General features: G+C 70.6%; 21 protein-coding genes. 12 read left to right on the forward strand and 9 right to left on the reverse strand.

Translation table 11 applies throughout. From position 1 onward, the window contains the following. Positions 1-170 precede the first annotated feature (170 nt). The 3 genes from AB0B96_RS01665 to AB0B96_RS01675 form a co-directional block, all read right to left on the reverse strand. Positions 171-1280: a DUF5931 domain-containing protein gene (locus AB0B96_RS01665; RefSeq protein ID WP_362895605.1), complete on the reverse strand. Its 1110-nt coding sequence runs from the start codon at positions 1278-1280 to the stop codon at positions 171-173. Between the two features lie 308 nt (positions 1281-1588). Continuing rightward, entirely contained in the window at positions 1589-2614 is a 1026-nt protein-coding gene (locus AB0B96_RS01670; protein WP_350948005.1) for a 6-phosphofructokinase, read from the reverse strand. 338 nt (positions 2615-2952) lie between these two features. Continuing rightward, positions 2953-3942 (reverse strand): beta-propeller fold lactonase family protein, encoded by a 990-nt coding sequence (locus AB0B96_RS01675; protein WP_362895607.1) that lies wholly within the window; start codon positions 3940-3942, stop codon positions 2953-2955. 155 nt (positions 3943-4097) lie between these two features. On the opposite strand from AB0B96_RS01675, the gene AB0B96_RS01680 reads away from it, so the two are divergent. Then, positions 4098-5009 carry a helix-turn-helix domain-containing GNAT family N-acetyltransferase gene (locus AB0B96_RS01680; RefSeq protein WP_362895609.1) on the forward strand — a complete coding sequence of 304 codons (912 nt, stop codon included), beginning with the start codon at positions 4098-4100 and terminating at the stop codon, positions 5007-5009. 170 nt (positions 5010-5179) lie between these two features. Here AB0B96_RS01680 and AB0B96_RS01685 read toward each other — a convergent pair whose 3' ends face one another. Beyond that, positions 5180-7372 carry an MMPL family transporter gene (locus AB0B96_RS01685; RefSeq protein WP_362895611.1) on the reverse strand — a complete coding sequence of 731 codons (2193 nt, stop codon included), beginning with the start codon at positions 7370-7372 and terminating at the stop codon, positions 5180-5182. Positions 7373-7462: 90 nt separating this feature from the next. Between AB0B96_RS01685 and AB0B96_RS01690 the strand changes: the two genes are divergently transcribed. From AB0B96_RS01690 to AB0B96_RS01720, 7 genes are all read left to right on the forward strand, one after another. Next, positions 7463-8212 (forward strand): TetR/AcrR family transcriptional regulator, encoded by a 750-nt coding sequence (locus AB0B96_RS01690; protein ID WP_362895613.1) that lies wholly within the window; start codon positions 7463-7465, stop codon positions 8210-8212. Positions 8213-8379: 167 nt separating this feature from the next. Then, a complete protein-coding gene (locus AB0B96_RS01695; protein WP_362895615.1) occupies positions 8380-9462 on the forward strand; it encodes an LLM class flavin-dependent oxidoreductase in 1083 nt (360 codons plus the stop codon). After that, positions 9459-10307, forward strand: coding sequence for an ABC transporter permease (locus tag AB0B96_RS01700; RefSeq protein WP_362895617.1), 849 nt, complete (start codon positions 9459-9461; stop codon positions 10305-10307). Before AB0B96_RS01695 ends, AB0B96_RS01700 begins: the two co-directional genes overlap by 4 nt. Before the next feature lie 11 nt (positions 10308-10318). Next, positions 10319-11377, forward strand: coding sequence for an ABC transporter substrate-binding protein (locus tag AB0B96_RS01705; RefSeq protein ID WP_362895619.1), 1059 nt, complete (start codon positions 10319-10321; stop codon positions 11375-11377). Next, positions 11358-12323: an ABC transporter ATP-binding protein gene (locus AB0B96_RS01710; RefSeq protein WP_362895621.1), complete on the forward strand. Its 966-nt coding sequence runs from the start codon at positions 11358-11360 to the stop codon at positions 12321-12323. The genes AB0B96_RS01705 and AB0B96_RS01710 overlap by 20 nt, the downstream gene beginning before the upstream one ends. 414 nt (positions 12324-12737) lie before the next feature. After that, on the forward strand, positions 12738-16091 hold the full coding sequence (locus tag AB0B96_RS01715; protein WP_362895623.1) for a P-loop NTPase fold protein: 3354 nt from the start codon (positions 12738-12740) through the stop codon (positions 16089-16091). 253 nt (positions 16092-16344) lie between these two features. Beyond that, complete coding sequence (locus tag AB0B96_RS01720; protein WP_362895625.1) at positions 16345-18312, forward strand: serine hydrolase; 1968 nt, start codon at positions 16345-16347, stop codon at positions 18310-18312. A 117-nt stretch (positions 18313-18429) separates the two neighbouring features. On the opposite strand, the gene AB0B96_RS01725 is transcribed toward AB0B96_RS01720, so the two are convergent. From AB0B96_RS01725 to AB0B96_RS01740, 4 genes are all read right to left on the reverse strand, one after another. Then, positions 18430-18846 carry a nuclear transport factor 2 family protein gene (locus tag AB0B96_RS01725; protein WP_362895627.1) on the reverse strand — a complete coding sequence of 139 codons (417 nt, stop codon included), beginning with the start codon at positions 18844-18846 and terminating at the stop codon, positions 18430-18432. A 161-nt stretch (positions 18847-19007) separates the two neighbouring features. Further along, a complete protein-coding gene (locus AB0B96_RS01730; RefSeq protein WP_362895629.1) occupies positions 19008-19235 on the reverse strand; it encodes a DUF397 domain-containing protein in 228 nt (75 codons plus the stop codon). Then, positions 19235-19477 (reverse strand): DUF397 domain-containing protein, encoded by a 243-nt coding sequence (locus tag AB0B96_RS01735; RefSeq protein ID WP_362895631.1) that lies wholly within the window; start codon positions 19475-19477, stop codon positions 19235-19237. The genes AB0B96_RS01730 and AB0B96_RS01735 overlap by 1 nt, the downstream gene beginning before the upstream one ends. Next, positions 19474-20349 (reverse strand): helix-turn-helix transcriptional regulator, encoded by an 876-nt coding sequence (locus AB0B96_RS01740; protein WP_362895633.1) that lies wholly within the window; start codon positions 20347-20349, stop codon positions 19474-19476. The genes AB0B96_RS01735 and AB0B96_RS01740 overlap by 4 nt, the downstream gene beginning before the upstream one ends. A 220-nt stretch (positions 20350-20569) precedes the next feature. On the opposite strand from AB0B96_RS01740, the gene AB0B96_RS01745 reads away from it, so the two are divergent. From AB0B96_RS01745 to AB0B96_RS01760, 4 genes are all read left to right on the forward strand, one after another. Next, a complete protein-coding gene (locus AB0B96_RS01745; RefSeq protein WP_362895635.1) occupies positions 20570-20902 on the forward strand; it encodes a hypothetical protein in 333 nt (110 codons plus the stop codon). 8 nt (positions 20903-20910) lie between these two features. Continuing rightward, entirely contained in the window at positions 20911-21045 is a 135-nt protein-coding gene (locus AB0B96_RS01750; protein WP_362895637.1) for a hypothetical protein, read from the forward strand. Between the two features lie 198 nt (positions 21046-21243). Further along, positions 21244-22062 carry an HPP family protein gene (locus AB0B96_RS01755; RefSeq protein WP_362895639.1) on the forward strand — a complete coding sequence of 273 codons (819 nt, stop codon included), beginning with the start codon at positions 21244-21246 and terminating at the stop codon, positions 22060-22062. Between the two features lie 299 nt (positions 22063-22361). After that, positions 22362-24164, forward strand: coding sequence for a hypothetical protein (locus AB0B96_RS01760; RefSeq protein WP_362895641.1), 1803 nt, complete (start codon positions 22362-22364; stop codon positions 24162-24164). A 283-nt stretch (positions 24165-24447) separates the two neighbouring features. Here the strand turns inward: AB0B96_RS01760 and AB0B96_RS01765 are convergent, their stop codons facing one another. Next, the gene (locus AB0B96_RS01765; protein WP_362895643.1) at positions 24448-24915 is read right to left on the reverse strand and encodes a DNA starvation/stationary phase protection protein; all 468 of its coding nucleotides are present in this window, start codon (positions 24913-24915) and stop codon (positions 24448-24450) included. Positions 24916-24965: the final 50 nt, after the last annotated feature.

Here is a 24965-nt window from a genome sequence, read left to right on the forward strand (position 1 = left end):
GGCCCACCTTAGGACTGTTCCGTCCCGGGCGACACGCCTGGAGCGGCGGTCGAGTACAGCCCACGCGGTGTTCGGCCTTCGGGTGAACCGCAGGTCGCGACAGGTCGGCCCGGCCGCGTCCGGTGTTGATCGACACTTTGTGCGGTCACTCGACCGGCTCTCTCACCGACCTAACCGACCGGGACCGACATCTCGATCTCGGTGCCCCGGCCGGGACCCGAGATCACGGTGACCGTGCCGCCGAGGTCGGCGATACGGCCCCTGATGGACTGCGCGACACCGAGGCGCCCGTCGGCGGCGGCCTCCTCCAGGCGTCCGGGGGCGATGCCCGGCCCCTCGTCCCGCACCGTCACGGTGACCAGCCCGTCCTCGCCCTCGGCGAAGACCCAGGCGGGCGCCCGCGCCCCGCAGTGGCGGGCGACGTTGTCCAGGGCGGCCCCGACCGCGGCGGCCAGCTCCGTCGCGGTGGCCGCGGGCAGGGTGAGCGGGGTCGCCGGGGCGGAGACGGTGACCGTGGCCGAGCCGTACCGGTGCAGCAGTGCGCACAGGTCCGCGGTGCCGAGGGCGGGCGGCTCCGGCCTGAGCCTGACCAGCTCGCGCAGGGCGGCCTCCTGCTCGCCCGCGAGCCTGCCCAGCTCGGCCGCCTCACCACCGATCTCCTGCCCGCGCCGCTGGACCAGCGCGAGCACCTGGAGCACCGAGTCGTGGATTCCCCTCGCGAGCCGTTCCCGCTCCCGGCCGGCCGCCTCCAGCTCGATCGCCTGCTGCATGCGTTCCTCGGCCTTCTTGGCCAGCCGGGCGACGTGCCCGACGACCACACCGGCGAGGAAGAGCAGGACGGTGCCGTTGATCGGCAGCGTCTCGAAGTCGCCACCGGGAATGCCGCGCAGCCACAGGTCGGCGAGCGAGACGATCAGCGCGGCCACCGCCCCCAGCCGCCGCCCGCCGTACACTCCCCAGGCGAGCACCGCCCCGCCCATCCAGGTGCCGGTGATCGGCAGGCTGCCCTGCTGGTAGACGCCCTGTACGGCCGGGGTGGCGAGCAGGCAACCCATGGTCACGAGCATGTCGGCGGCGAGCAGAGGCCGGCCGCGGAACTCCTCGACGGAGTAGGCGAAGATCGTCGCCATGGTCCACAGCGCCATGACGCCGATCACCACCCAGCCGGTCGCCGGGTGGGCGTACCCTCCGGCGCGGATGAGCAGGACCGCCGCGTACGCGAGGGACGCGACGCGGAAGACCGCGATCGCACGCCAGAACGGATCCTCGATTCCCGTCACCCGTCGCCCGCACCTTTCATCGGATAGGCGACGAGCCGCTCATCAGAAAGGCGACGAGCCGCGATGATTCGCCGACGAGAGATCCGTCCCTCTTCGGCTCCCGTTCGTCCCCGAGCGGTTCGCGCCCGGTGGGTCCCGGAGCGAGGAGGGCGATGGTGTACGGCTTGCGCCCCCGCTTCTGCCTGGTCAAGGCGCAAGCCGTACACGGAGGGGAATCGCGGGCGGCCGCCCTGCCGGGAGGTTAGGAGAGGCCGCTTGCAGAACGCTTGCAGGCGTCCCCTCAAGGGGGACGCCTCGGAAAGCGTGGCTCAGCCGAAGAAGACCTCGGCCTCCTCGTAACGGCCGGTCGGCACGGTCTTCAGCTCCTTGGTGGCCTCGTCGAGACCGACCCGGACGATCTCGGTGCCCTGAAGGGCGACCATCTTCCCGAAGTCGCCCTCCTGCACCGCGTCGATCGCCTGCAGGCCGAACCGGGTGGCCAGCACCCGGTCGAAGGCCGTGGGGGTGCCACCGCGCTGGATGTGGCCGAGCACGGTGGTGCGGGCCTCCTTGCCGGTGCGCTTCTCGATCTCCTTGGCGAGGGTCTCGCCGATGCCGCCGAGCCGCACGTGCCCGAAGGCGTCGAGCTCGCCCGCCTGCAGCGCCATCTGGCCCTCGACCGGGTGCGCACCCTCGGCCACGACGATGATCGGCGCGTACTTCGTCTCGAAGCGGGACTCGACGTAGGCGCACACCTTGTCGATGTCGAAGGGCTTCTCCGGGATGAGGATGACGTTGGCGCCGCCCGCCATTCCGGCGTGCAGGGCGATCCAGCCCGCGTGGCGGCCCATGACCTCGCAGATCAGCGCGCGGTGGTGGGACTCGGCCGTGGTGTGCAGCCGGTCGATCGCCTCGACGGCGATGTTGACGGCCGTGTCGAAGCCGAAGGTGTAGTCGGTCGCGTTGAGGTCGTTGTCGATCGTCTTGGGCACGCCGACGACCTTCACGCCCTTGTCGAAGAGCTGCTTGGCCACGCCGAGGGTGTCCTCGCCGCCGATCGCGATCAGCGCGTCGACCCCGCTCTTCGCGAGGTTCTCCTTGATCCTCTCAACACCGTTTTCGATCTTGATCGGGTTCGTCCGCGACGAGCCCAGGATCGTTCCGCCACGGGGCAGGATTCCACGCACGGCATTGATGTCGAGCGGCATGGTCTCGCCCTCGAGGGGACCCCGCCAGCCGTCGCGGAACCCGACGAACTCATGCCCGTGAACACCCACTCCCTTGCGCACGACGGCGCGGATAACGGCGTTCAGGCCGGGGCAGTCGCCGCCGCCGGTGAGCACTCCGATACGCATGGCATCCTCCGGTAATGAGTGTCGGTTCAAGATGGCCAGACTAGGTGGCTTGGTCGTCCGGCAACGGATTTTCGCCACCGACGCAACGCATTCTGCCCGCAGATGCCCCAGTGGTCTAGACCAAGTGTAGTAGGCCTCACATGTCGTTTCTCACGATCGACGGTGGAGCGTCCGGGCCGCGCGGCGGCGCCCGTCTCCTCCCGCGTCCTGCCCGGCGCGCACGTCGGAGGCTCACCGGACGCCTCGGGAAAGCCTCCGGTGAGCACCTTCACGACGAGGGCGGCGGGGCCCTGCGGGAGCGGCCCCGTGACAGCGACACGGCGTCCTATGACACGACCCTATGACAGGGGCAGTACGCAGGAGGGGGTGCCGACGGCGAAGACCTCTTCCGCGGGCTGCGGGAGGCCGGACTTGAGCGGGAGCACGGCGACACCGTTCGAGCGCTGGTTGGCCACGTACATGTGACCGTCGGCGATGGCGAAGTGCCGCGGCCAGACACCACCGCAGGGAACCTCGGCCACCCGCTCCAGTTCGGGGCCGGAGAAGACCGAGATCGTGTCGGGCCCACGGTTGGCGACGTAGACGAGGCCGCCGGAGACCTCCAGGTGCGAGGGCTGGTTGCGCCCCTCGCTCCCACTGGCCGCGACGACCGTGATCTCGCGCCACTGCCCGCCCGAGGGACCGGAGGCGTCGGCGGGACCGGCGCCGTCGGAGGCCTCGTAGACGCGCACGGTGCCGTCCAGCTCGCCCGCCACGTACCAGTGGCCGTCCGACCAGGCCATGTGCCGGGGCCCCATGCCGGACGCGAGCCGCACCGGCCCCGCGGGGTGCGGGACCACCTCGTCCCCGACCAGGTAGCGGCGGATCTCGTCGGAGCCCAGGTCGCTCACGTGCAGCACCCCGTCGGGACCGAAGACCGCCTGGTGGGCGTGGGCGCCCTCACGGTAGGGGAAGATCCACACGTCGGTCAGGAGGCCGGATCCGTCGATACCGTGCACGCTGACCGTGCCGTCGCCGTAATTGGTCACCGCCAGACGCGTGCCCGTGGGGTCCACCGCGAGGTGGCAGGGGGCCGATCCCTCGCTGGGCCGCTGCGCGAGCGGGCTCAGCGTGCCGTCCTCGGCTCGGGCGAAGACGCCGACGGTGCCGCGCTCGCTCTCTCCCACCGCGTACAGGATCGGGAGGGCGGGGTGGACGGCGAGGAAGGAGGGGCCGGAAGCCGTCGTCTCCCCGAGCCGCGCGAGGCTCCCCAGCTCGACCAGGGTGATCCCCGGCCCGGACCCGTCGGTGTCGGGGGTGTACCCACCGATGTACGCGACCTCAGCCATCATGCTCCCGTCATGGGCACGGCACGCGCCGCCCCCAGAATCATCATCTGTTCTCGGCCAAAATGCGAAGTTAGCGCAGTAAACGGCCGATCTCACATCGGCCCGCGCCGATTAATTCATTGACTGCGTCAATAAATCGGTTGATGCTGTCAAGCATGGAAAGACACGTGGCGGACGTCCGCGCCTTCAACCGCTTCTACACCGGGCACATCGGCCTGCTCCACCAGGGGATCCTCGACAGCTCCTACTCGCTCACCGAGGTGAGGGTGCTGTTCGAGCTGGACCGGGCGGGCCGGATGGAGGCGAGCGAGCTGCGGCGGCTGCTCGGCCTCGACGCCGGATACCTCAGCCGGATGCTCGGCAGGTTCGAGGGCGAAGGGCTCGTGGTGCGCGAGCGGTCCGCCGCCGACGCGCGGCGGCAGGTGGTCGAGCTGACCGGCGAGGGCAGGACGAGGTTCGCGGGCTTCGACGAGCGCGCGGCGGCGGAGGTGCGCGAACTGCTCGCCGGGCTGACCGAGGAGGACCGCGGACGGCTGGTCGCGAGCATGGCGACGATCGAGGAGATCCTCGGCCGCGCGCCGAAGCCGGATCGGCCGTACGTCATCCGCCCGCCACGTCCCGGCGACCTCGGCTGGGTGGTCTACCGCCACGGCGCGCTCTACAGCCAGGAGCAGGGCTGGGGGATGGACTTCGAGGCGCTGGTGGCCGGGGTCGTGGCCGAATACGTGAACGACCACGACCCCCGGCGCGAGGCGGGCTGGATCGCCGAGGTGGACGGCGAGCGCGCCGGGTGCGTCTTCTGCGTACGCAGGGACGACGAGACGGCGCAGCTGCGGATGCTGCTCGTCGAGCCGTCCGCGCGCGGAATGGGGATCGGCACCCACCTGGTGGACGAGTGCATGCGCTTCGCCAGGGCCGCCGGATACCGGCGGATGATGCTGTGGACCAGGGACGTGCTGCTGGGCGCGAGGCGCATCTACCGGGCGGCGGGCTTCGAGCTGGTCGAGAAGGAGCGGAACGAGGGCGGCGAAGACTTCGTCGAGGAGATCTGGGCCCGCGACCTCTGACCCCGTGGAGGAGATCTGGACCCACGATCCCCGGCCCTTTCTTCGAGGAGACCCGGGCCTGCGACCTCTGACCCCACCCCCTTCGCGGCGGAGCGGGAGCGCCGAATCCGCCACGACGGCGCGTCTCCCCGCCGGACGTGCCCGCCCTCCGTCCGGCGGGCGGGCGGGGTTCAGCCGGACAGGCCGATACGGGCGTGGAGGCGGCGCAGGGGGCCCGGGGCCCACCAGTTGGCCTCACCGGCCAGGCGCATCGTGGCGGGAACCAGGATCGCGCGGATCACCGTCGCGTCCACGAGGATCGCCACCGCCATCCCCACGCCCAGCATCTGCACGAAGACCACCTCCGCGGTGCCGTAGGCCGCGAACGACACCGCCAGGATCCCGCCCGCCGCCGTGATGAGGGGGGCACCGCGCTGGAGCCCGGTCACCACGGCCCCCGAGGTGTCGCCGGTCAGGTCGTACTCCTCCTTGATCCGTGACAGCAGGAAGACCTCGTAGTCCATCGAGAGCCCGTACGCGACGCAGAACATCAGGATCGGGATGCTCGGGTCGAGGGTCCCCGTGGGGGTGAAGCCCAGCCAGCCCGACAGGTTGCCGTCCTGGTAGATCCAGACCAGGGCGCCGAACATGACCGAGAGGCTGAGCAGGTTGAGCACCGTCGCCTTGAACGGGATCAGCACACTGCCCGTCATCACGAACAGCACCGCGAAGGTGATCGCCAAAACCAGTCCGAGCAGCGGCGGCAGCCGCTCGATCACGGCCTGCCGGTAGTCGGCCAGCTCGGCCGGGTAGCCGCCGACCAGCACCTCGAACGGCGCCTTCAGCGCCCTGACGTCGTGGACCAGCCGAACGGGGTCGTCCTCCATCAGCTCTGCGGAGGGGACCACCGACAGCCAGGTGCCCCCGGCTCCCGCGAACCTCGACGGGTCTCCGGCCGAGATCCGGGTGCCCTTCGCGTACGACCCCGCGGCGGAGTCGACCTGGGCGACGCCCGGGAGGCGGGAGAGCGCGGCGGCGTAACCGGGTACGGCCTCGGGGGGCGCTCCGGCCGCGCCCACGGAGACGACCTGGAGGGCGTCGGTCTCCTCGGCGGGGAACTCCGCGCGGATCACGTCCGAGGTCTGCCTGGCGGGCGCGGACACGGGCAGGACACGGTCGTCGGCGACGCCGAAGCGCAGGCCGAGGAAGGGTGAGCCGAGCAGCAGGAGCACTGCGGCCGCGACCCCGCCGTAGACGACCGGCCTGCGCATGACGCGGGCCGCCAGGCCGCGCCAGAGGGTTCCTCCCGCCGCCCCGGGCCGGCGCGACAGCACCCGGTCGCCGACGGCGGCGAGGATCGCGGGCAGCACGACCACGGCGCCGACCACTCCCCCGGCGACGACCGCGATCCCGGCATAGGCGAAGGAGCGGAAGAAGTCGAAGGGCATGAACAGGAGCACGCTCAGCGAGGCGGCGACCGTCACCCCACTGAAGATCACCGTACGGCCGGCCCGCTCGACGGCGTGGGCGACCGCCTCGTGCCTGTCCCTGCCCAGCCCCACCTCCTCCCGGAAACGGGCGATCATGAACAGTGAGTAGTCAACGCCCAGGCCGAGTCCCATGGCCAGGGTGAGATTCAGCGCGAACGTCGACACGTCCGCGTACAGGAGCGGTATCCGCAGCAGCGCCAGCCCGATCACCATGGCCAGCGCGCCGAGCACGACCGGTAGCACCGCGGCGAGGACGCGCCGCAGGTGGACCCAGAGCAGTACGAGCACGATGGGGACGACGACCAGCTCGGCACGGACGAAGTCCTGCCTGGCCAGGGGAACGGCCTGACGGAAGACCTCCTCGCCGCCGCCCGCCCTGACGGTGGTCGCGGCGTCGCCGCGCAGGACCTCGGGAATGATCTTTGGCAGGATCTCGGAGCGGACCCGATCGGCGTCGCCGGGGATGCGGGCGACCACGAGCGCGTGCCTGCCGTCCTCGCTGCGCAGCGTGGCGGGGTTGCCCCGCGACCAGTAGGACGCCGTCTCGGCCACGCCCTCGAAAGCCGCCAACCGGGTGGTGAGCGCCCGTCCGGAGGCGGCGACGGCGGGGGTGTCGACGGTCCCGTTCCTGGCGGTGACCAGGAGGACCAGGTCGGCGCTCCCTGTGCCGAACCTCCCGGCCAGTTCCGCCTGCGCCCGGTCGGACTCCGAGCCGGGCGCCTCGTACCTGGCCAGGGAGAGCGCGGACACCGTACCCGAGGCCAGCGCTCCCAGCACGACGGCGCCGAGTAGGGCGAGGACCATCACCAGGCGGCGTCGCCGTACGAGGAGGCGGCCGAGCCGTCTCAGCGGCGGCCCGGGAGGCGCCGCGACCGGACGCGGATCAGTCTTCATGATCATCCCCGAAATTCGGTAAACTGCTCGTGTTTTAGGGTTCGAGACAGAAATACAAGTAAATGCTCGTATTTGTCAACGGGATGACGCATGCCTGAGAAACGTCCGGCGACCGGACAGCCGGCGGACGACCGGCCCACGACCACGCGACGGACCGCCCGGCACGCCACCGACCAAGCCGCCGACGACCAGGCCGGCGACAGCCGGGCCGCGACCGCGCGGCGGCCGGTCAGACGGCAGGCGCGCGGCCTCAGGCGGATGGAGGAGATCCTCGACGCCGCCGAGGATGTGATCGCCGAGGTCGGCTACGCCGACATGACCACGAACGCGGTGGCCGAGCGGGCGGGCATGTCCCCAGGCTCGCTTTACCAGTTCTTCCGCAACAAGGAGGAGATCCTGGACGGCCTGCTCAGCCGCTTCACCGATGGGCGGAGCGCGCACTGGGAGGCCAGGCTCTCCGGCGACGCCATACGGATGCCCGCGGCCGACCTGATCGACCAGGTGGTCGACGAGATCGTCGCCTACAAGGCCTCCCGCCCGGCCTACTGGGCCCTGCTGCACGGCTCCGCCACCGGCGACCGGCTGGCGGCGGCGTCCGAGCGGCTCCACCGGGACATCGCCCGGCGCATCGCCGAAGCCCTCTCCGTACGCGCACCCCGCCTCGGCGAGGAGCGGCGCCTGCTGATCGCCACGATGATGCTGGCCACCATCAGGGCGGTGCTCCCGCTGGTCGCGGCCGGACCGCCGGAACGCGCGGCGGAACTGACCGCCGAACTCAAGACCCTGCTCACGGGCTACCTGTCGGCCTCCACGGACTCCGGCCGGGAACCGGGCACCTGAATCACCGGCCCGGAAGGCCCGCGGGCCGCCCATCCCGCGCGGCCGGCCATGAACCTTGAGGTCAGGACCCTGTCCCGACCACCCCCTAATTCCCTCTTTATAGATAGGTATTATGTGGTTACTATCGGGGGCACCACCCCGTTCCGTATGAGCCCGATGAGGCGAAGATGCGCTTGCACTGGTTCCTGCCGACCACCGGCGACGGCCACCACGTCAGGCCTGCCACGACCACCGTCGCGGCGGGCGGCGCCGCGGCCAGGCCCGCGACGCTCGACTACCTGTCCCAGGTGGCCCGCGCCGCCGAGGCGGCGGGTTTCGAGGCGGCGCTGACCCCGGTCGGCGCGGGCTGCCCCGACCCGCTGGTGGTGTGCGGCGCCGTCGCGGCGCGAACCGAGCGGATCAAGCTGCTGGTCGCCTTCCGGCCGGGCTTCACCCTCCCCACGCTGCTCGCCCAGCAGGCGCAGACCTTCCAGGAGATCAGCGGGGGACGGCTCCTGCTCAACGTGGTCACCGGCGGCGATCCCCTGGAGCAGCGCGCCTACGGCGACTTCCTCGACCACGACGCCCGCTACGAGCGCACCGGCGAGTTCATCGAGGTGCTCAGGCGCACCTGGGCGGGCGAGCCGTTCGACCACCTGGGCGCGCACTACCGGGTGTCGGGGGGCGGGCTCGCCACACCGCTCCTCGACACCCCCGACATCTACTTCGGCGGGGCCTCCCCCGCCGCGGAGCGAGTGGCCGCCGCCGGGGCGGACGTCTACCTGATGTGGGGCGAGCCTCCGGCGATGATCGCCGAACGGGTCGCCAGGATGCGCAAGCTCGCCGCCGAGGCGGGCCGCGAGCTGCGGTTCGGCATCCGGCTCCACGTCATCGCCCGCGACACCTCCGAGGAGGCCTGGACGCACGCCCGGCGCCTGCTCGACGGCATGGACCCGGACAGGATCGCCGCCGCCCAGGCGCGGTTCGCCCGGATGGACTCCGTGGGACAGCGCCGCATGGCCGACCTCCACAGGGGGTCGGCGGACGCGCTGGAGATCTCGCCCAACCTCTGGGCGGGGGTCGGGCTGGTCAGGGAGGGCGCGGGCACCGCGCTGGTCGGCAGCTACGCGGAGGTCGCCGAGCGCGTCCGCGAATACGCCGAGCTGGGCCTGTCGGAGTTCGTGCTGTCCGGCTGGCCGCATCTGGAGGAGGCCTGGCGGGTGGGCGACTTCGTCCTTCCCCGGCTCGCGACCCCCGCGCTCGTCACGTGAGCGTCCTCACCGCCCCTCCCCGCCTCCCCCGTCTCCGCCCCCGCCGCACCGGCGTCTCCGGAGGCGAGCAGGGCCCCGGACTCTGGCGGGCCCTCGCGCTGCGGGCCGGGGCGATCGTCGCGCTGGTCGCGATCTGGCAGGCGGTGGCCATGGCCGGGATCTGGCCACCGGTCTTCGTGCCGGAGCCCGTCGCGGTCTGGGACCGGTTCCTGCGCACCACCGCCGAGGGGGTGAGCGGCCACACCCTCCAGGAGCACCTGCTGACCAGCCTGCGCCGCATCCTGCTCGGCTGCCTGTACGGGGTGACGGGCGGCATCGCGCTGGGACTGCTGATCGGCATGGTCCCCACGCTGCGCGCGCTGCTCGGCCCGCTGGTCACGTTCGTGCGCACCCTGCCGCCGCTGGCGTACCTCAGCCTGCTGGTGATCTGGTTCGGCATCGACGAGGAGCCCAAGATCTGGCTCCTGCTGCTCGCCGCGCTCCCGCCGGTCGCGGTGGCCACCGCCGACGCCGTACGCGGCGTGCACGAGGACTACCTGAACGCGGCCCGCTCACTGGGCGCCCGCCGGCACGAGCTGCCGCTGCGGGTGGTACTGCCGAGCGCGCTGCCCGAGATCATCACGGGGGTACGGGTGGCCGTGGGCGTCGCCTACACCACCGTGGTCGCCGCCGAGACCGTGAACGGCGTGCCCGGCATCGGCGGGATGGTCCGCGACGCCCAGCGCTACAACCAGACGGACGTGGTGGTGCTCGGGATCATCGTCATCGGCCTGTCCGGCCTGCTCATCGACTTCCTCCTGCAAACGCTGGACCGCCGCCTGGTTCCCTGGCGCGGCCGTACCTAGGAAAGACCCCCATGAAACACCTGGCAATGACCCCCGTGAAGCGGGCCGCGCTCGCCCTGACCGCCGCCGTACTCGCCCTGACCGCCTGCGGGTCCGGCACGGAGGAGGCGAAGCCCGCCGCCGACGGCTCCCCCGCGACCCTGCGCATCGGCTACCAGCTCATCCCCAACGGTGACCTGATCGTCAAGGACCAGCAGTGGCTGGAGAAGGCGCTGCCGAACACCAAGATCGTCTGGAGTAAGTTCGACTCGGGCGGCGACGTGAACACCGCGATGATCGCCGGATCGCTCGACATCGGGCTGGCGGGCAGCAGCCCGGTCACCCGCGGCCTGTCCGCGCCCCTCAACATCCCGTACCGGGTGCCGTGGATCTTCGACGTGATCGGCGACAACGAGGCGCTCGTCGCCAGGGGCGGCGTGACTGACGTCAAGGGGCTCGCGGGCAAGCGGGTCGCCGCCCCCTTCGCCTCGACCACCCACTACAGCCTGCTCGCCGCGCTCGACGAGGCCGGGCTGTCGGAGGCCGATGTGAAGATCCTCGACATGGAGCCGCCGGACATCCAGGCCGCCTGGCAGCGCGGCGACGTCGACGCCGCCTACGTCTGGACGCCCACCCTGGCCGAGCTGCAGAAGAACGGCGGCACGACGCTGGTCACCAGCCGTGAGCTGGCCCAGCGGGGCAAGCTCACCGCCGACCTCGCGGTGGTGAGCGACGACTTCGCGAAGAAGTACCCGAAGGCGCTGCACGTCTGGCTCCAGCAGCAGGACCGCGCGGTCAAACTGGCCAGGAGCGACAAGGACGCCGCCGCCGCGGCCATCGGCCGCCAGCTCAACCTCGACCCGGCGGAGGCCGCGCGCCAGCTCGGCCAGCTCGTGCTCCTCGACGCGACGGAACAGCGCTCGGCCGAGTATCTCGGCACCCCCTCGGCCCCGGGAAAGTTCGCCGAGAACCTGCGCAGCTCGGCCGAGTTCCTCAAGGGCCAGCAGAAGGTGGACGCCGTGCCCGAGCTGAGCGTCTTCCAGAAGGGCCTGGCCACGCAGGAGCTCGCCGATGCCTTCGCCGGAAGCTGAGACCACTCGCGCGGGCACGGACTCCGGCCGTGCCCGCACGGCCCCCGACACGGCCGCGACTCCCGGCCCGGCTCACCCCGATCCCGACACAACCGGCCGGAACACCGGATCCGCCCGTACGGGCCTCGGCACGGCTTCCGGCGGGAGCGCCGGATCCGAAGACGCCGGCCCTCCCGCCACGGCGCTCGCGCTCGCCGGGGTGTCGCACTCCTACCGGGGGCGCGCGGGGACGGTCGACGCCCTCGGGCCGATCGACCTGGAGATCGCCGCCGGGGAGTTCGTCACAGTCGTGGGCCCCTCGGGGTGCGGCAAGAGCACGCTGCTGCGGCTGGTGGCGGGCTTCACCGCGCCGTCGGCGGGGACGATCACGGCCTCCGGCGAACCGGTCGTGGGCCCCGACCCGGCCAGGGGGTACGTGTTCCAGCAGCATCGGCTCTTCCCTTGGCTCTCGGTCGAGGGGAACGTCGGTTTCGGGCTGCGCGGCCTGCCCAGGGCCGCGCGGCGCGAGCGGGTGGCCGAGTTGCTGGAGCTGACCGGGCTCACCGACGTCGCCAGGGCCAGACCGTACGAGCTGTCGGGGGGCATGCAGCAGCGCGCGGCGATCGCCCGCGCCCTCGCGCCGGGACCCGCGCTGCTGCTGATGGACGAGCCGTTCGCCGCCTTGGACGCCTTCACCAGGGAACGCATGCAGGAGGAGGTCCGCGAGCTGTGGCGGCGGGCGGGCACGACGGTGGTCTTCATCACCCACAGCGTGGACGAGGCCGTCTACCTCGGCACCCGCGTGCTCGCGCTGAGCGGCAGGCCGGGCCGGGTGGTCCTCGACCGCGCCTCGAACCTGCCGTACGGCGACCACCCTCGCACCGACCCGCTCTTCGCGGGGTTGCGCGAGGAGCTGACGGAGGTCGTCAGGCAGGCCGCGTCGCTCAGCGGCGGAAACGGCCGGTGACCTGATAGGTGAGATCGTCGGACCATGGTGTTGATCGTGGTCTTCAGTGCGAGGATCGGCCGGTGACTTCGTGGGTGACGCCGTCGGAGGGGGGCTCGGCCGCCCCCGACGTTGCCAGGCGGAGCCGATGACCTCGTAGGTGCGGCCCGCCGGTCCCGGCAGCGGCCGACAGTGCACGGCGAAGCGGGCTCCTTCGGCCCTCTCGACGGCATACGGCGAAACATGGCTGTTCGCTCCTCTCGGCAGGCGACCGGTCGATCGAACCCGCACGAACGCCAGGGCTCCGCCGCCGCAAACTTTGCGGAAACCGCGGAGCAAACATCCGTCAAAACAGGTCGACCTATCGCCAAGATCGCCATCTGCCCCGCCCGACGCGTCCACAGTTAGATGACCGCCGTCAGATCGGGAGGACCGTTGAGCGAGGGACTCGCGTTCGCGAATCCAGTCTTCGAGACCACGCCCCACGTGGGCACCCGCCGAGCTCTCGTCTTCCTCGACTCTTCTCCCGCCTCGCCCTCGCCACCGTCCGCCCCCATGTCCCCGGTTCCGTCCCCGTCCTCACTTGCGCCGGACTCGGGCGTGGGCACGGGCACCCCCGTCGCCGGACCGCACACCGCCCTGCCGGGAACGCTCCAGGAGACGCGACCTGACGCGCGGCTGGCGAGCGCCCTGCGCGCCGAGGGGTTCACCGTCGAGGCCGAGGTCAGCGAGGGGGCGGGCCCGGACGGCGAACGCGTGTGGAACCTGCTGCGCTCGGCGCGGGAGGGCGACCTGCTGGTGATCCGGCTGCCCGCCGACGGCGGCTGGACCTCCGGACAGCTCGGATCGATGATCGGCGCGTTCGGGCGGCAGGTCGGCGAGTCGCTCGCCGCCGCCGTACTGATGATCGTCGACTTCGGCTGGAGCGCGCTGAGCGGCTCCGCGGAACCGGTCAGGCAGCTCGCCGTGGCCGGGGAGCCGAGGGTCGCCGCGGCCGCGCTCACCCTCACGCTGAGGTTCGACGAGACGGTGCCGGGACCGGCGCGCACGCTGACCGACGTCATCGCGGAGGGCCTGCTGACACGGGCCGCCGACCTCGACGGGGACGGGACGATCAGCGTCGGGGACCTGCACGCCTACGCGCTCGCCCGCTACGCCGCGGCCTCCGCCGCCCGCACCCCCATCCTGATCTCGTACGGGGCCGTCACGGGGGTCGCCCTCACCCCGGCGAGGGACACCGCCGCCGTACCGCACGCCGCCTTCGCCCACGTCCTGGCGCGGCTCGGTGACCACGCCCCGCCCGCCTGCGGAGTCGAGATCGTACGGCGGGTCTACGAGCTGCACCTGAGTGAGGCCGCCAGGGAGCTGCTGCGCAGGGCCGCCCTCCTCGACGAGGACGAGCCGATCGACGAGATCCTCGGCGACGCCGCCGAGCTGCGGCAATGGGGCCTGCTGGGCGAGACGACCACGTTCGTCCACCCCGACGTCCGAGCCTTCGGCCACTCCCGGCTGTCGGCGGCCGAGCGGGCGCAGACCTCGGCACTGCTGCGCCGTCGCAGGGCCGGGCTGCGGACGGTACGGCCCAGGGCGAGGCTCACCGCCGACCGGTGGACCACCGAGGACCAGCTCGGACACCGTGTCTACGCCGAGGCGATCGCCGCGTTCGTCCGCCACCCGGAGACCAGGCCCCCGCTCACGATCGGCGTCAAGGGACCATGGGGGGCGGGCAAGACCTCCCTGATGCGGATGATCCAGGACCTTCTGGACCCCGGGGCCGCCGGGGACGCCCCCGCCCCGATCCACCTGCCCGGCTCCCGCGCGGAACGGGCGCTGACCAACGCCGAGGTGCTGGCCAGGACCGGACGGCGCCCCCGGGAGAACGCCGGGCGGGCCGAGCCGGGCCCGCTCCCGCTACGGCCGGCGGACTGGCGGCCCACGGTCTGGTTCAACCCGTGGATGTACCAGAACGGCGAGCAGGTCTGGGCCGGACTGGCCCACGAGATCATCAGCCAGGTCACCCGGCGGCTGCCCCGCGCCGAGCGGGAACGGTTCTGGCTGGAGCTGAACCTGTCCAGGATCGACCGGGAGGCGGTTCGCAGCCGCGCCTACCACCTCGCGCTCACCCGCCTGGCCCCGGTGGCCCTCGGCCTGGTCGCCACCGTCGTCCTCACCGGGGCGCTCCTCGCCGCCGCCACGCTGCTGCCCGCGCTCGGCACCTTCCTGGGGAACACCGCGGCGGCCGTCGGATCCGCCGGATCCGCGGTGGTGGTCGGGGCGGGCGCGCTACGGCTGGCGCGGTTCTTCGGGGAGTCGGCGGACAACGCGTTCCGCGGCCTGGTCACGCAGCCCGACCTGCTCGGCCCCGGAGCGGCGGAAGGACTCGTCAACGAGGCCACGGCCGGCCCCGGGTACCGGTCGAGGACCGGTTTCCTGCACCTGGTGCAGACCGACATGCGCCAGGTCCTCGACCTGGTCGCCACCGGGGAGCGCCCGCTGGTGGTGTTCGTGGACGACCTGGACCGCTGCTCGTCCGCCACGGTGGCGCAGGTCATCGAGGCGATCAACCTGTTCCTCGCCGGCGAGTTCCCCAACTGCGTGTTCGTCCTGGCGATGGAGCCCGAGGTGGTCGCCGCGCACGTCGAGGCGGCCTACCCGGAACTGGCCGGGACGCTGCCGGGCGCCGGGCGGTCCGGCCTCGGCTGGCGGTTCCTGGAGAAGATCGTGCAGCTCCCGCTGAGCGTGCCGCTGCTGGACGACGCCGACCGGCTGCCCGCCTTCGTACGCGCCCTGCTGGGCGTGCCCGACCTGGCGCGGCCCGCGACCGACGTGGTCGCGAGCGTCCCCACAGGCAGTGTCTCCACGCTCGGCATCTCCCCGGGAGACGTTTCCACGAGCATGGAGACCACGCGACCCCAGGCCCCGGAGACCACATGGACACCGAATCCGGCCGGACCGCGTCCGGCGGGTCCCCCAGCCGCCCTGGAACGGCTCGACCCGCCACCGGATCCGGCCGGACCGCGTTCGCGCGGTCCCCTGCCTCCCGCACGGCCCTCCCCGCTCGGCGCGGTCACACCGGGCTGTCCCGGCACCACCGCGCCACCGGGAGCGGCCGTGTCGGGACAGCGGGCGGAACCACGAAGACCAGGACCGCGAACGCCGACGGAGACACCGGAACCCGGATCACAGGCGGCGGAACCGCCCGATCCGGTCCAGGTGAGCCGGTTGCAGGACGCCATCTGGGCGCTGCGCCCGACCACGACGACCCTTGACGAGGCGGCGCGCCTGGCGCAGGACGCCCTGGGCATCCAGTGCTCCGACGCCGTCGGCGGTCTCTGCGCGGCGACCCGCGAGGCCGCCGACCGGGTCTTCGACGACCTCTACAGCGACGAGAACGCCTACCGGGCGATCGAGTTCGTGCTCCCGGCCCTGACGTTCTTCAACCCGCGCGAGATCAAGCGGTACGTGAACGTCTTCCGCTTCTACTCGTTCCTCACCTACCGCCGCGCCCTCGCCGGGGCGGCCCCCGCCTCGGACGGCGAGGTCGCCAAGCTCGCGGCGCTCGCCGTCCAGTGGCCGCACCTGCTCACACTGCTGGCGATGGAGACGGGCGGGGAGAGCGTGCTGCGACGGCTTGAGGACGCCGCGAACGACGACGCGGGCTGGGAGCGGGCCGTCCGCGACACCGGCCTCGTCGCCCACCACACCTCCGGCGGCGCCCACCTGGACACCCTGCGCGACCTGCTCTCCCGCCCCCACCCCATCGCCGACCTCGCCCGCTATCTCCTCTGATGCACGCGTCCTTCCGGCTCCGACCAATGGAGACGGAAATGAGTAGGGGTGTACTCATCTGCCGGACGACGCGGGTTCGCACACTTGAGACGGCGGCTCCGCCCGGCTCGTCGGCGACGGCGCGCGCTCGAAGGCCGCGGGAAACGATCGCCGGTACGGCTCACGTCTCGCGGATTCCGATGATTCGGATCATCGAACATTCAGAACATCCGGCTATCCGGCCGGGCACGGCAGCCCAGGACAGGAGTTCGACGTGCGGGATTCATCGGTGCCGTTCAGCCGTCGCGGCGCGCTCCTGGCGGGACTCGGGCTGGCCGCGTTCCTCGGCCTCGAACGATCGGGGGTCGCCTCGGCGGCCCGCGTCGCGGAAAGCGTGGAAAGGCTCCGTACCGGGACGGCGATGTCGGCGGGGACGTTCCCGTGGGTGGCCCGCCACGGCCTGAACTCGGAGGAGTACCAGGCCGAGTTCGACCGCCTGGCCAAGGAGGGGTACCGCCTGATCCAGGTGGACGGCTACCAGATGGGTGACCGGGCGGGATACGCGGCCATCTGGGAGAACGCGCCGGGACCGCCGCAGTTCGCCCGCCACGGCCTGACCGAGCCGGAGTATCGGGCCGAATACCAGCGGCTGGAGAAGGAGGGGTATCGCCTGCTCCACGTCGCCGGATACGAGGTCGCCGGGAAGGTGTACTTCGCGGCGATCTGGGAGCTCACCGGCGGGCCGCACCTGGTCACCCAGCACGACATGCCCTCGGAGCGGTACCAGGCCGAGTTCGACCGGCTGCTCAAGGAGGGATACCGGCTGATCCACGTGGACGGGTACGGCCTCGGAGGAAAGTCACACTTCGCGGCGATCTGGGAGAAGGTCTGGGGAGCCCGGGGACCCGACTGGGAGGCCCGCCACAACCTGACAGGGGCGCAGTACCAGGCCGAGTTCGACGAGCTGACGAAGAAGGGATACCGCCCCTTCCACGTCAGCGGTTACACCGTCGGCGGCACCGACCTGTACGCGGCGATCTGGGTGCGGGGTGCGGGCCCTGCCTGGTCGGCCCGCCACGGCGTGGCGGGGGCGGACTACCAGGGGGTCTTCGAGGAGCACCGGCGAGACGGCTACCGGCCCGCCCGGGTCAGCGGCTACGGTTCCGGTTCGGAGCGGTTCGCGGGGATCTGGCTGAGCGACAAGATCGTGGACGGCAACTTCGCCGCCGTCCACGCGGTCGTCGACCGCCACATGAGGGCCTCCGGAGTGACCGGCGTGTCACTCGCGATCGCCCGGCGCGGCGCGCTCGTCTTCGCCCGAGGGTACGGGCTGGCGAACCGGGAGACCGGCGAGCAGCTCACCGAACGGCACCTGATGCGCATCGCCAGCGTCTCCAAGCCGATCACCGCGGTCACGGTCATGCGGCTCGTCGAAGCCGGTCGGCTCACGCTCGACCAACGCGTCCTCGGCGCGAGCGGCATCCTCGGCACCCGGTACGGCAGCAGGCCCTACGCTGCGGAACTTCGGGCGATCACGATCAGGCACCTGCTCCAGCACACCGCGGGGGGCTGGACCAACGACGTCAACGACCCCATGTTCGGCAACCCGGCGATGAACCACGACCAGCTGATCGGCTGGGTGCTCGACAACCGGCCCCTCCTGCACACGCCAGGCACCACCTACCTGTACTCCAACTTCGGCTACTGCCTGCTGGGCCGGGTCATCGAACAGGTCACCGGGGAACCCTACGCCGACGCCGTACACCGGATCGTGCTCACGCCCAGCGGAATCACCAACATGCACCTCGCGGGGAACACCCGGGCCGAACGACGCTCCGACGAGGTGGTCTACTACGGCGCCGGCGACCCCTACGGCATCCCGGCGCGACGGATGGACTCCCACGGCGGCTGGCTCGCGTCACCCGTCGACATCGTCCGCTTCGCCCTGCGGGCCGACGGCTTTCCCACCGTCCCCGACCTGCTCCGGCCGGACACGATCGCGACGATGACCGCGCCGTCCGCGGCCGAACCGACGTACGCCTGCGGCTGGCACGTCAACGCCCTCGGCAACTGGTGGCACGACGGCCGGCTGATCCCCTACGGCACCGAGAGCATCCTCGCCCGGACGAGCAACGAGTTCTGTTGGGCGGCGCTCGCCAACGGCAACGGCATCGACCTCGACACGATGATGTGGGAGGTGTTCCAGCAGTTCGCCGCCTGGCCCTCCCACGACCTGTTCTGAGAACGGCCCCCGTCAACGAAGAAACCCAGGCCCCCTCCGGGCCTGGGCTGCCGAGAGTCCCCTGCGTACACGAGACGGCCCCCTTCACGATCACATCTCGGGCACGCTCGGGCACCTTCAGGCGCTGAGGGCCCGCGCGACCGTGAGGCTGTCCTCGTAGATGTGATAGCGGGTGATGAGCCCGTCCTCGACGGTGAGGTGCAGCGCGAACGGCGAGGTGTACGCGGCCCCGTTGTCCCGCACCGTCTGCACGATCTCCCCGAACACGACGGCGTCCGCCCCGTCGACCAGGATCCGCGTCACCGACGTGCCGTTCAGCTCGGGCACATGATGGGTCTCCAGCGACCGGAAATGGTCCGCCACCTCGGCCCGGCCTGACCGGGGACGAATCCACGGCACCGCCGGATGCCCCTCGGCGGGCCAGTTCAACTGCCAGTCGACCGGCTCGGCGAACAACTCCGCCGTACGATCATGATCGCCCTTGACCATCCGACCCAGCAGTTCTTCCACGACGTCACGGGTTTCACCACTCATGTCGCAAGCATCCCTATTTCGAATGCCACCCGTCGATTACCGCCGAGGTAGGGCGGGCTCGCGAAGGCCGAAACCGGAGAGCGCGCCACACTCGACCGCGTCCACTACCCCGAACGGCTACACCGTCACCCGAGGCCACGCCTCATCGTGAACCGGTACGGTCAGCGGGCAGGAAAGTCGAACTCGCCGTCCTTGACGCCGCCGACGAACGCCTCCCACTCGGCCCGGGTATAGACGATCACCTCGGCCTCAGGCCGACGACTGTGCCGCACGGCGACCCGCCCACTACCATCAGCCAACGGACCAGCCTCAACACACTGACCACCACCGTTGGCACTCCTGGCACTGACATGCCAAGCGACGTTGGCTAATTCTTCGCTGGCCGCCATTACACGTTCCCTTCTCCGGCGGAGAAGTCGAATTCACCGTCTTTGACGCCGCCGACGAACGCCTCCCACTCAGCGCGGGTGTAAACAATCACCTCAGCCCCAGGCCGACGACTGTGCCGCACAGCAACCCGCCCACTACCATCAGCCAACGGACCAGCCTCAACACACTGACCACCCGCATCAGGGCTTCTGGTGCTGATGTGCCAGGCGACACCCGCCAGTTCTTTGGGGTCGATCGTCATGTGCTTCTCCCTCTCGCTCGTCTGACACGACCGATCGCAGTCCGGATGACAGTCGCGGACTCATCCGGGTTGAGAGCAATGCTCCGGATGGAATTGTACGCTCGCGTGAAGTTCTCGGCGCCCTCTGCTTCGCTATAAACAGCGCCGCTCCGGGTTTCCACACAGGCGATGTCGGAATATGGCTCTCGCATGTCGAAGATCGAAAAAGAGCCCTCCAGGCTGGCGTGCGCCCCAGCAGTGAACGACAGAATCCGAATGGTCACATTCGGCCTGTTCATAACCTCGGCCAGATGCTCCAACTGGGCACCCATCACCTTCGAATCGCCGATCATGCGGTGCAATACAGCCTCATCAAGGATGACCTCCAGGTGCGGAGCGGGTTCGGCATCGAACACACGTTGCCGGTCTATCCGAAAGTCCACCCAGCGCTCGATCTGCTCGCCGGAAGCATCCATACCACCTGCCGCGATGACCGTCTGCGCGTAGTCCCGAGTCTGGAAGAGACCGGGAATGACCATCGCTCCGTAGAAGCGGATTCTCTCCGCCCGGGTTTCGAGCCAGGCATGATCAAACATCACGCCAAGGGGAGCTGCGGCATAACCGTCCCACCAGCCCTTGCGCCAGATATCGCGACTCAGTTCTTCCAGTCCGTCACGAATCTTATGGTCGTCGACACCGTACAGGTTGAGGAGTGCTAGCACGTCAGACACCCTCGCCGGGATAATTCCGGACTCCAGTCGACTGATGGTCGCGGCGTCACGCTGCAGGTAATCGCCTGCCTGCTTGAGCGTTATTTTTGCCGACTCACGGAAGTCTTTCAGATGCTTGCCGAGCCATTGCGCCCGCAGGGTGGGTCCTCGCCTCGCACCCATCTCCGCCTCCTTCGAGTTCACCGTGTCGCCACTTCTGGGTAAATCCGAACAAATCCGGCAAGCTCATTACGTAAGCTTGCGCAAATTCGAATTCGATGCAACGCTACCGAAGCATCGGCCGTTACGCTCGGTGTTCGCTCGAAAACGTAGAGGAATCAGGGCGGAGCGGAGCCGTACGGCAGATCTTCACCCACGTTCAGCATCGGAAGGGAGCACCGGCATGGAGCACCACCCTGGTTCCGACCAGCCATCCGCCTGCCATGGCCCGGACTTCGGCGAGCACTACCCGCGAGAGGTGGCTCTGGAGCGTGCGTACACGCTGACCGGCGATCTTCCCCGCATGTTCGCCCTGGTCCAGGACTTCGCCGAGGGCGAGGAGAGTCACCCCGAGGTGGTGGCCTACGGGCTGGCGCTGCCGGGCGGCACGGCGACGACCGTCGGCGCGAACGGCCGCGGCTTCGGCCTGTGGGCGAGCCCCCGCAGCGCCGCCCGCCGACTCCATTCCGACCTGGTCTGGTTCGGCGACGGCGGCATGCAGGAATCCACCCGGTAGATCCCGGTATGCACAGGCATCGACTCCCGGCACGGGACACCGTGCCGAGAGCCGTCCTGCACGACGCGGCCACCCACCTGGAAGCCCTCCGCGACCTCCTCTCCCCCCACCCCATCGCCGACCTGGCCCGCTATCTCCTGTGAGCCGGACAGCGGTTCGTCGTCGGCTTCGGCCTGGAGATCGCCGTCAGGGGGACGAGACGTGCGCTTCCCTCCCAGCCGCTGTAGTGCCGTATCAGCCAACGTTTGCCCGTGAGCGGGCGCTTGCGCCGACCTCCAAGTAAGGCACAAGTACCTTCTGCGACTTTTGGTGACCGATACCGAGATCGCAGGAGATTTTCCATGGGGGTTCGCAACTTCTTTCCGGCCGACCGGATGCGCAGGTGGACGACGCCGTTCCCGCCGCAGGCATCCGGACCGGAAGAGGTCCTGGCGGCCGCGCGGCTCGATCCGCGGGCCGTCGAGGACACGAAGGAGGTCTCGCCGGGAGGCAGGACGCACCTGAAGGGGCCCATCGAGGCCAGACCGGATCCGAAGACCCGGGTGGAGCCGTCGCGCCCCTGGCGGACCGCCTATGTGGCGCCCCCGGTCGCCTTCGGCGGGGACGACGAGAGGACGGCATTCGTCTCGCCGGCGAGCGGGAACGACGAGACCACCGCGACGGACGCCTGGCGTGGCCTCAGGAGCCGCGCACCCGCCCGGCCGAAGACGGCGGCCATCGCCGTCTTCACCGCGGGTGCCACGATCGCCCTGCTCACCCTGGTCGCGTTCGGCACCGTGCTGGACCAGGTCTGGCTGATGCCCCCGCTCGTCGCCAGCGCCGCCCTGGTCTTCGGCGCGCCGACCCTGCCGCTGTCGCAGCCGCGAAGCGTGATCGGCGGCCAGTTCCTGGCGGCGCTCACCGGATTCGCCGTACTGGCCGTCGCCGGCTCCTCCGTCTGGGCCGCCGCCGTCGCCGGCGGCCTGGCCCTCGGGGTCACGGCCCTGACGCGTACGCCGCACTCGCCCGCCGCCGCCACCGCGACGCTCGTGGTCGCCCAGCAGCAGCCCCTGGTGCCGTTCCTGCCGATACTCGTCGCCGCGACCGTCATCCTGGTACTCGTCGGCATGCTCGTCGGACGCAGCGGGGTGACCCCGCGCTACCCCACCTACTGGTGGTGACGACCACCGGCTCCGCCGCTCGCCATGCCCGGCTCGCATTCACTGCGTCGGTGTGCGACAGACAGCGGCGGCACGGCCACCGGCATCGGCTCCCGGTACGAGCCGCCCTGCCGGGAGGCGGTCACCGCCGAGGAATGCGGCATCGCACATGGCCGGAAGCGCGGCGAAGGCAAGCGAAAGGCACAGGACCGCTCATCGACCTCGCACCGACCGCCAGGTCTGCCGGGGTGACAACTAAAGACCAAGTGATCAGCAAGTGAGGAACTCGATCATGATCCTTTCGCGAAGCAGAAAGGATCATGATGAAGAGGACAGCGTTGTTGCTGAGCACGGTGGTGCTCAGCGGGCTGCTGGCCACCACCCCCTCGTACGCCGCCACATCCTCCGCCCTCGCGCCCAAGACCGCTGTGGCCCAGGTGAAGGCGAGTCCCGCCAAGCGGTCGGGTGCGTGTCCGACCACGGTGGGATTCTCCGCGGTGGTGGCGGCCAAGGGCAAGGGCATCATCCGTTATAGGTGGGTACGCGGCGACGGCGGCAAGAGCGTCGTCAAGAGCTTCCGCGTCAACGGCTCGCGCAAGGTGGTCGTGCGAGACCGGCAGACCTTCGACCGCGACACCACCGGCTGGCAGGCCGTCGAGATCCTGGGCAAGAAGGGTCTGTCGGGCAAGGCACGCTTCAGCGTCGCCTGTGACGGTCCCGCACAGGTGTGGGACATCTCCCACCCGCTGCCCGCCCAGCCCGGACGGCCGATGGAGTCCGCGGCGGACGTGGACGTCAGCCCGGCCGCCCACAACGGCGTTTGCCCGGCGACGGTGCGGTTCACCGCGACCATCCAGGTCTCGCGCACCCCGGCCACCGTCGACTACCGGTGGATCGACAGCATCACCGGCGAGGGACGGCCGGAGTCGCTGTACTTCGCCGCCGGCGGGCCGCGCCTCCGCCAGGTCACGCTGCCGATGAGCGTGGGCAGCTCCGCCCGCGGCTGGAAGGCCGTCCACATCCTCACCCTCGGCGGACACGACTCCGGCCGCGCCGACTACGCGGTGACCTGCAAGAGCGGCCCGGCGCCCACCCCGACGTCCACTCCGAGTTCCACGCCTAGTTCCACGCCGACGTCCACGCCGACGTCCACGCCCACGCAGCCTCCGGTGACGCCGGGACGGCAGATCGTGGAGCTCACCCCGGGCGACTACGCGGGCACCTGCGTGGAGCCTGTCGCGTACCGGGCCACCGGGCGGGTCACGCTCCCCGCCGGAACCGCGCAGCGGGTCACGTACTGGTGGCTCGTGGACGGCGCCGCCTGGCAGAAACAGGTGCTGGACTTCCCCGCCTCCGCCCAGGCCCGCTCCCAGGACGTCTCCGCCTCCTGGACCCTCGGTGCCGCAGGGGGCGGCCCGCACAAGGTCGGCCTCATGGTCGAGGGCGGCCCCTCCCAGCCTGACGAGCGCTTGTACACCTTCACCTGCGACGAGGGGCCCAACGACGCCAATGTGACCTTCCGCTACGTGCTCGTGCCGCTCTACGCGGGCGACTGTGACCGTTCCTTCAGCATGCGTGTGGACGGGCTGTTCACGACGGACCGGGAGACCGAGGTCAGGTACCGCCTGGTGGCCGACGGCCAGCCGGGGCCGGTCAGGAGCCAGGTGCTCAAGCCCGGCGTCGTCCAGACGATCGGCGATTTCTGGAACAAGTCCACGCAGAGCAGCGGAAACGGCACCGTACGGCTTGAGGTGCTCAACCACAACAAGCCGTTCACCCAGCAGACCTACTCCTGGACCTGTGTGCCGAAGGACCCGACACCGGGCACGGTCCGCATCGGCGGGCTGACCTCGGTGGCCTACCACGGCGACTGCGACGCCGCGCCGTACCCGACCGCGTGGGCGGACCTCCATGCGGCTCCGAACACGGAGATCAGCTACCGCTGGGTCATCGACGGGAAGCCGGATGACACCCGCACGCTCAAGGTCGGATCCAGCGGATTCCTCGGTCTCCAGTCCGCTCACTGGACCAGGAGTTCGAAGACCAGCGGAACGGTCGCCATCGAGGTGCTGAACCACAACAAGCCGACCAAGCAGGCCGCGTATCCAGTGAACTGCATCTGATCGACATCGTCCCGCCCGTAGCCCCCTACGCGGACCACGGGCTTTCACGTTCTCCGGTGTGCCTTGTCACCCGGCTTGGGCCTACCTCCGAATCCGGTTCCAATCTCCCCGGAAGCCGGTCCTACCGCCCGCAGGCGAGGAGCGCCAGCCCCTGACACCGAGGCGGCGTCTGGGTCTGGGCCCGGCGGAAGGGCCTGGTGCCGGTCCCGATGACGTCGCCGCCGAAAGAAGGACTCCGGAGAACACCCAAGGCGCCCCGGCCGGGGCGCCTTGGCGAGACGATCTAGCGCTGGGCCTCGATCATCCAGTGGTGCTTCTCCAGATCCTGCGTGATCTCGATGAGGATGTCCTGGGTGACCAGGTCGGGCTTCTCGGTGGCCTCGATGCGCTCGCGCATCCGGCGGACGATGGACCCGAGGATGTCCGTCATCGCCGCCACGACCTTGCCGTCGTGGATGTAGCCCGTCTCCAGTTGCGGCACCTCGCTGGTCTTGGCGAGCGTGGAGGCCCGGCCGTCGGGGTTGCACCCGAGGGCTACGGCGCGCTCCGCGACGGTGTCCGCGTGCTTCCTCGCCGACGAGACGATCTTGTCGAGCTGCAGGTGCAGCGACCGGAAGTTGTGGCCGATCACGTTCCAGTGCGCCTGCTTGGTCAGGAGTGACAGGTCGAGCAGGTCGATGAGCGCCCCCTGGAGCACGTTGCCGACGACCTTCTTGTCTTCCGGGTTGAGTGGACTGGTGATCGCAGACATAGAGTTTCCCCCTGTTTCGAACCTAGTTTCCTCTTTGCTGCTAAATGTCC

The organism is Streptosporangium sp. NPDC049046, assembly GCF_040649155.1.
In the GTDB taxonomy this organism is placed as follows: Bacteria; Actinomycetota; Actinomycetes; order Streptosporangiales; family Streptosporangiaceae; genus Streptosporangium.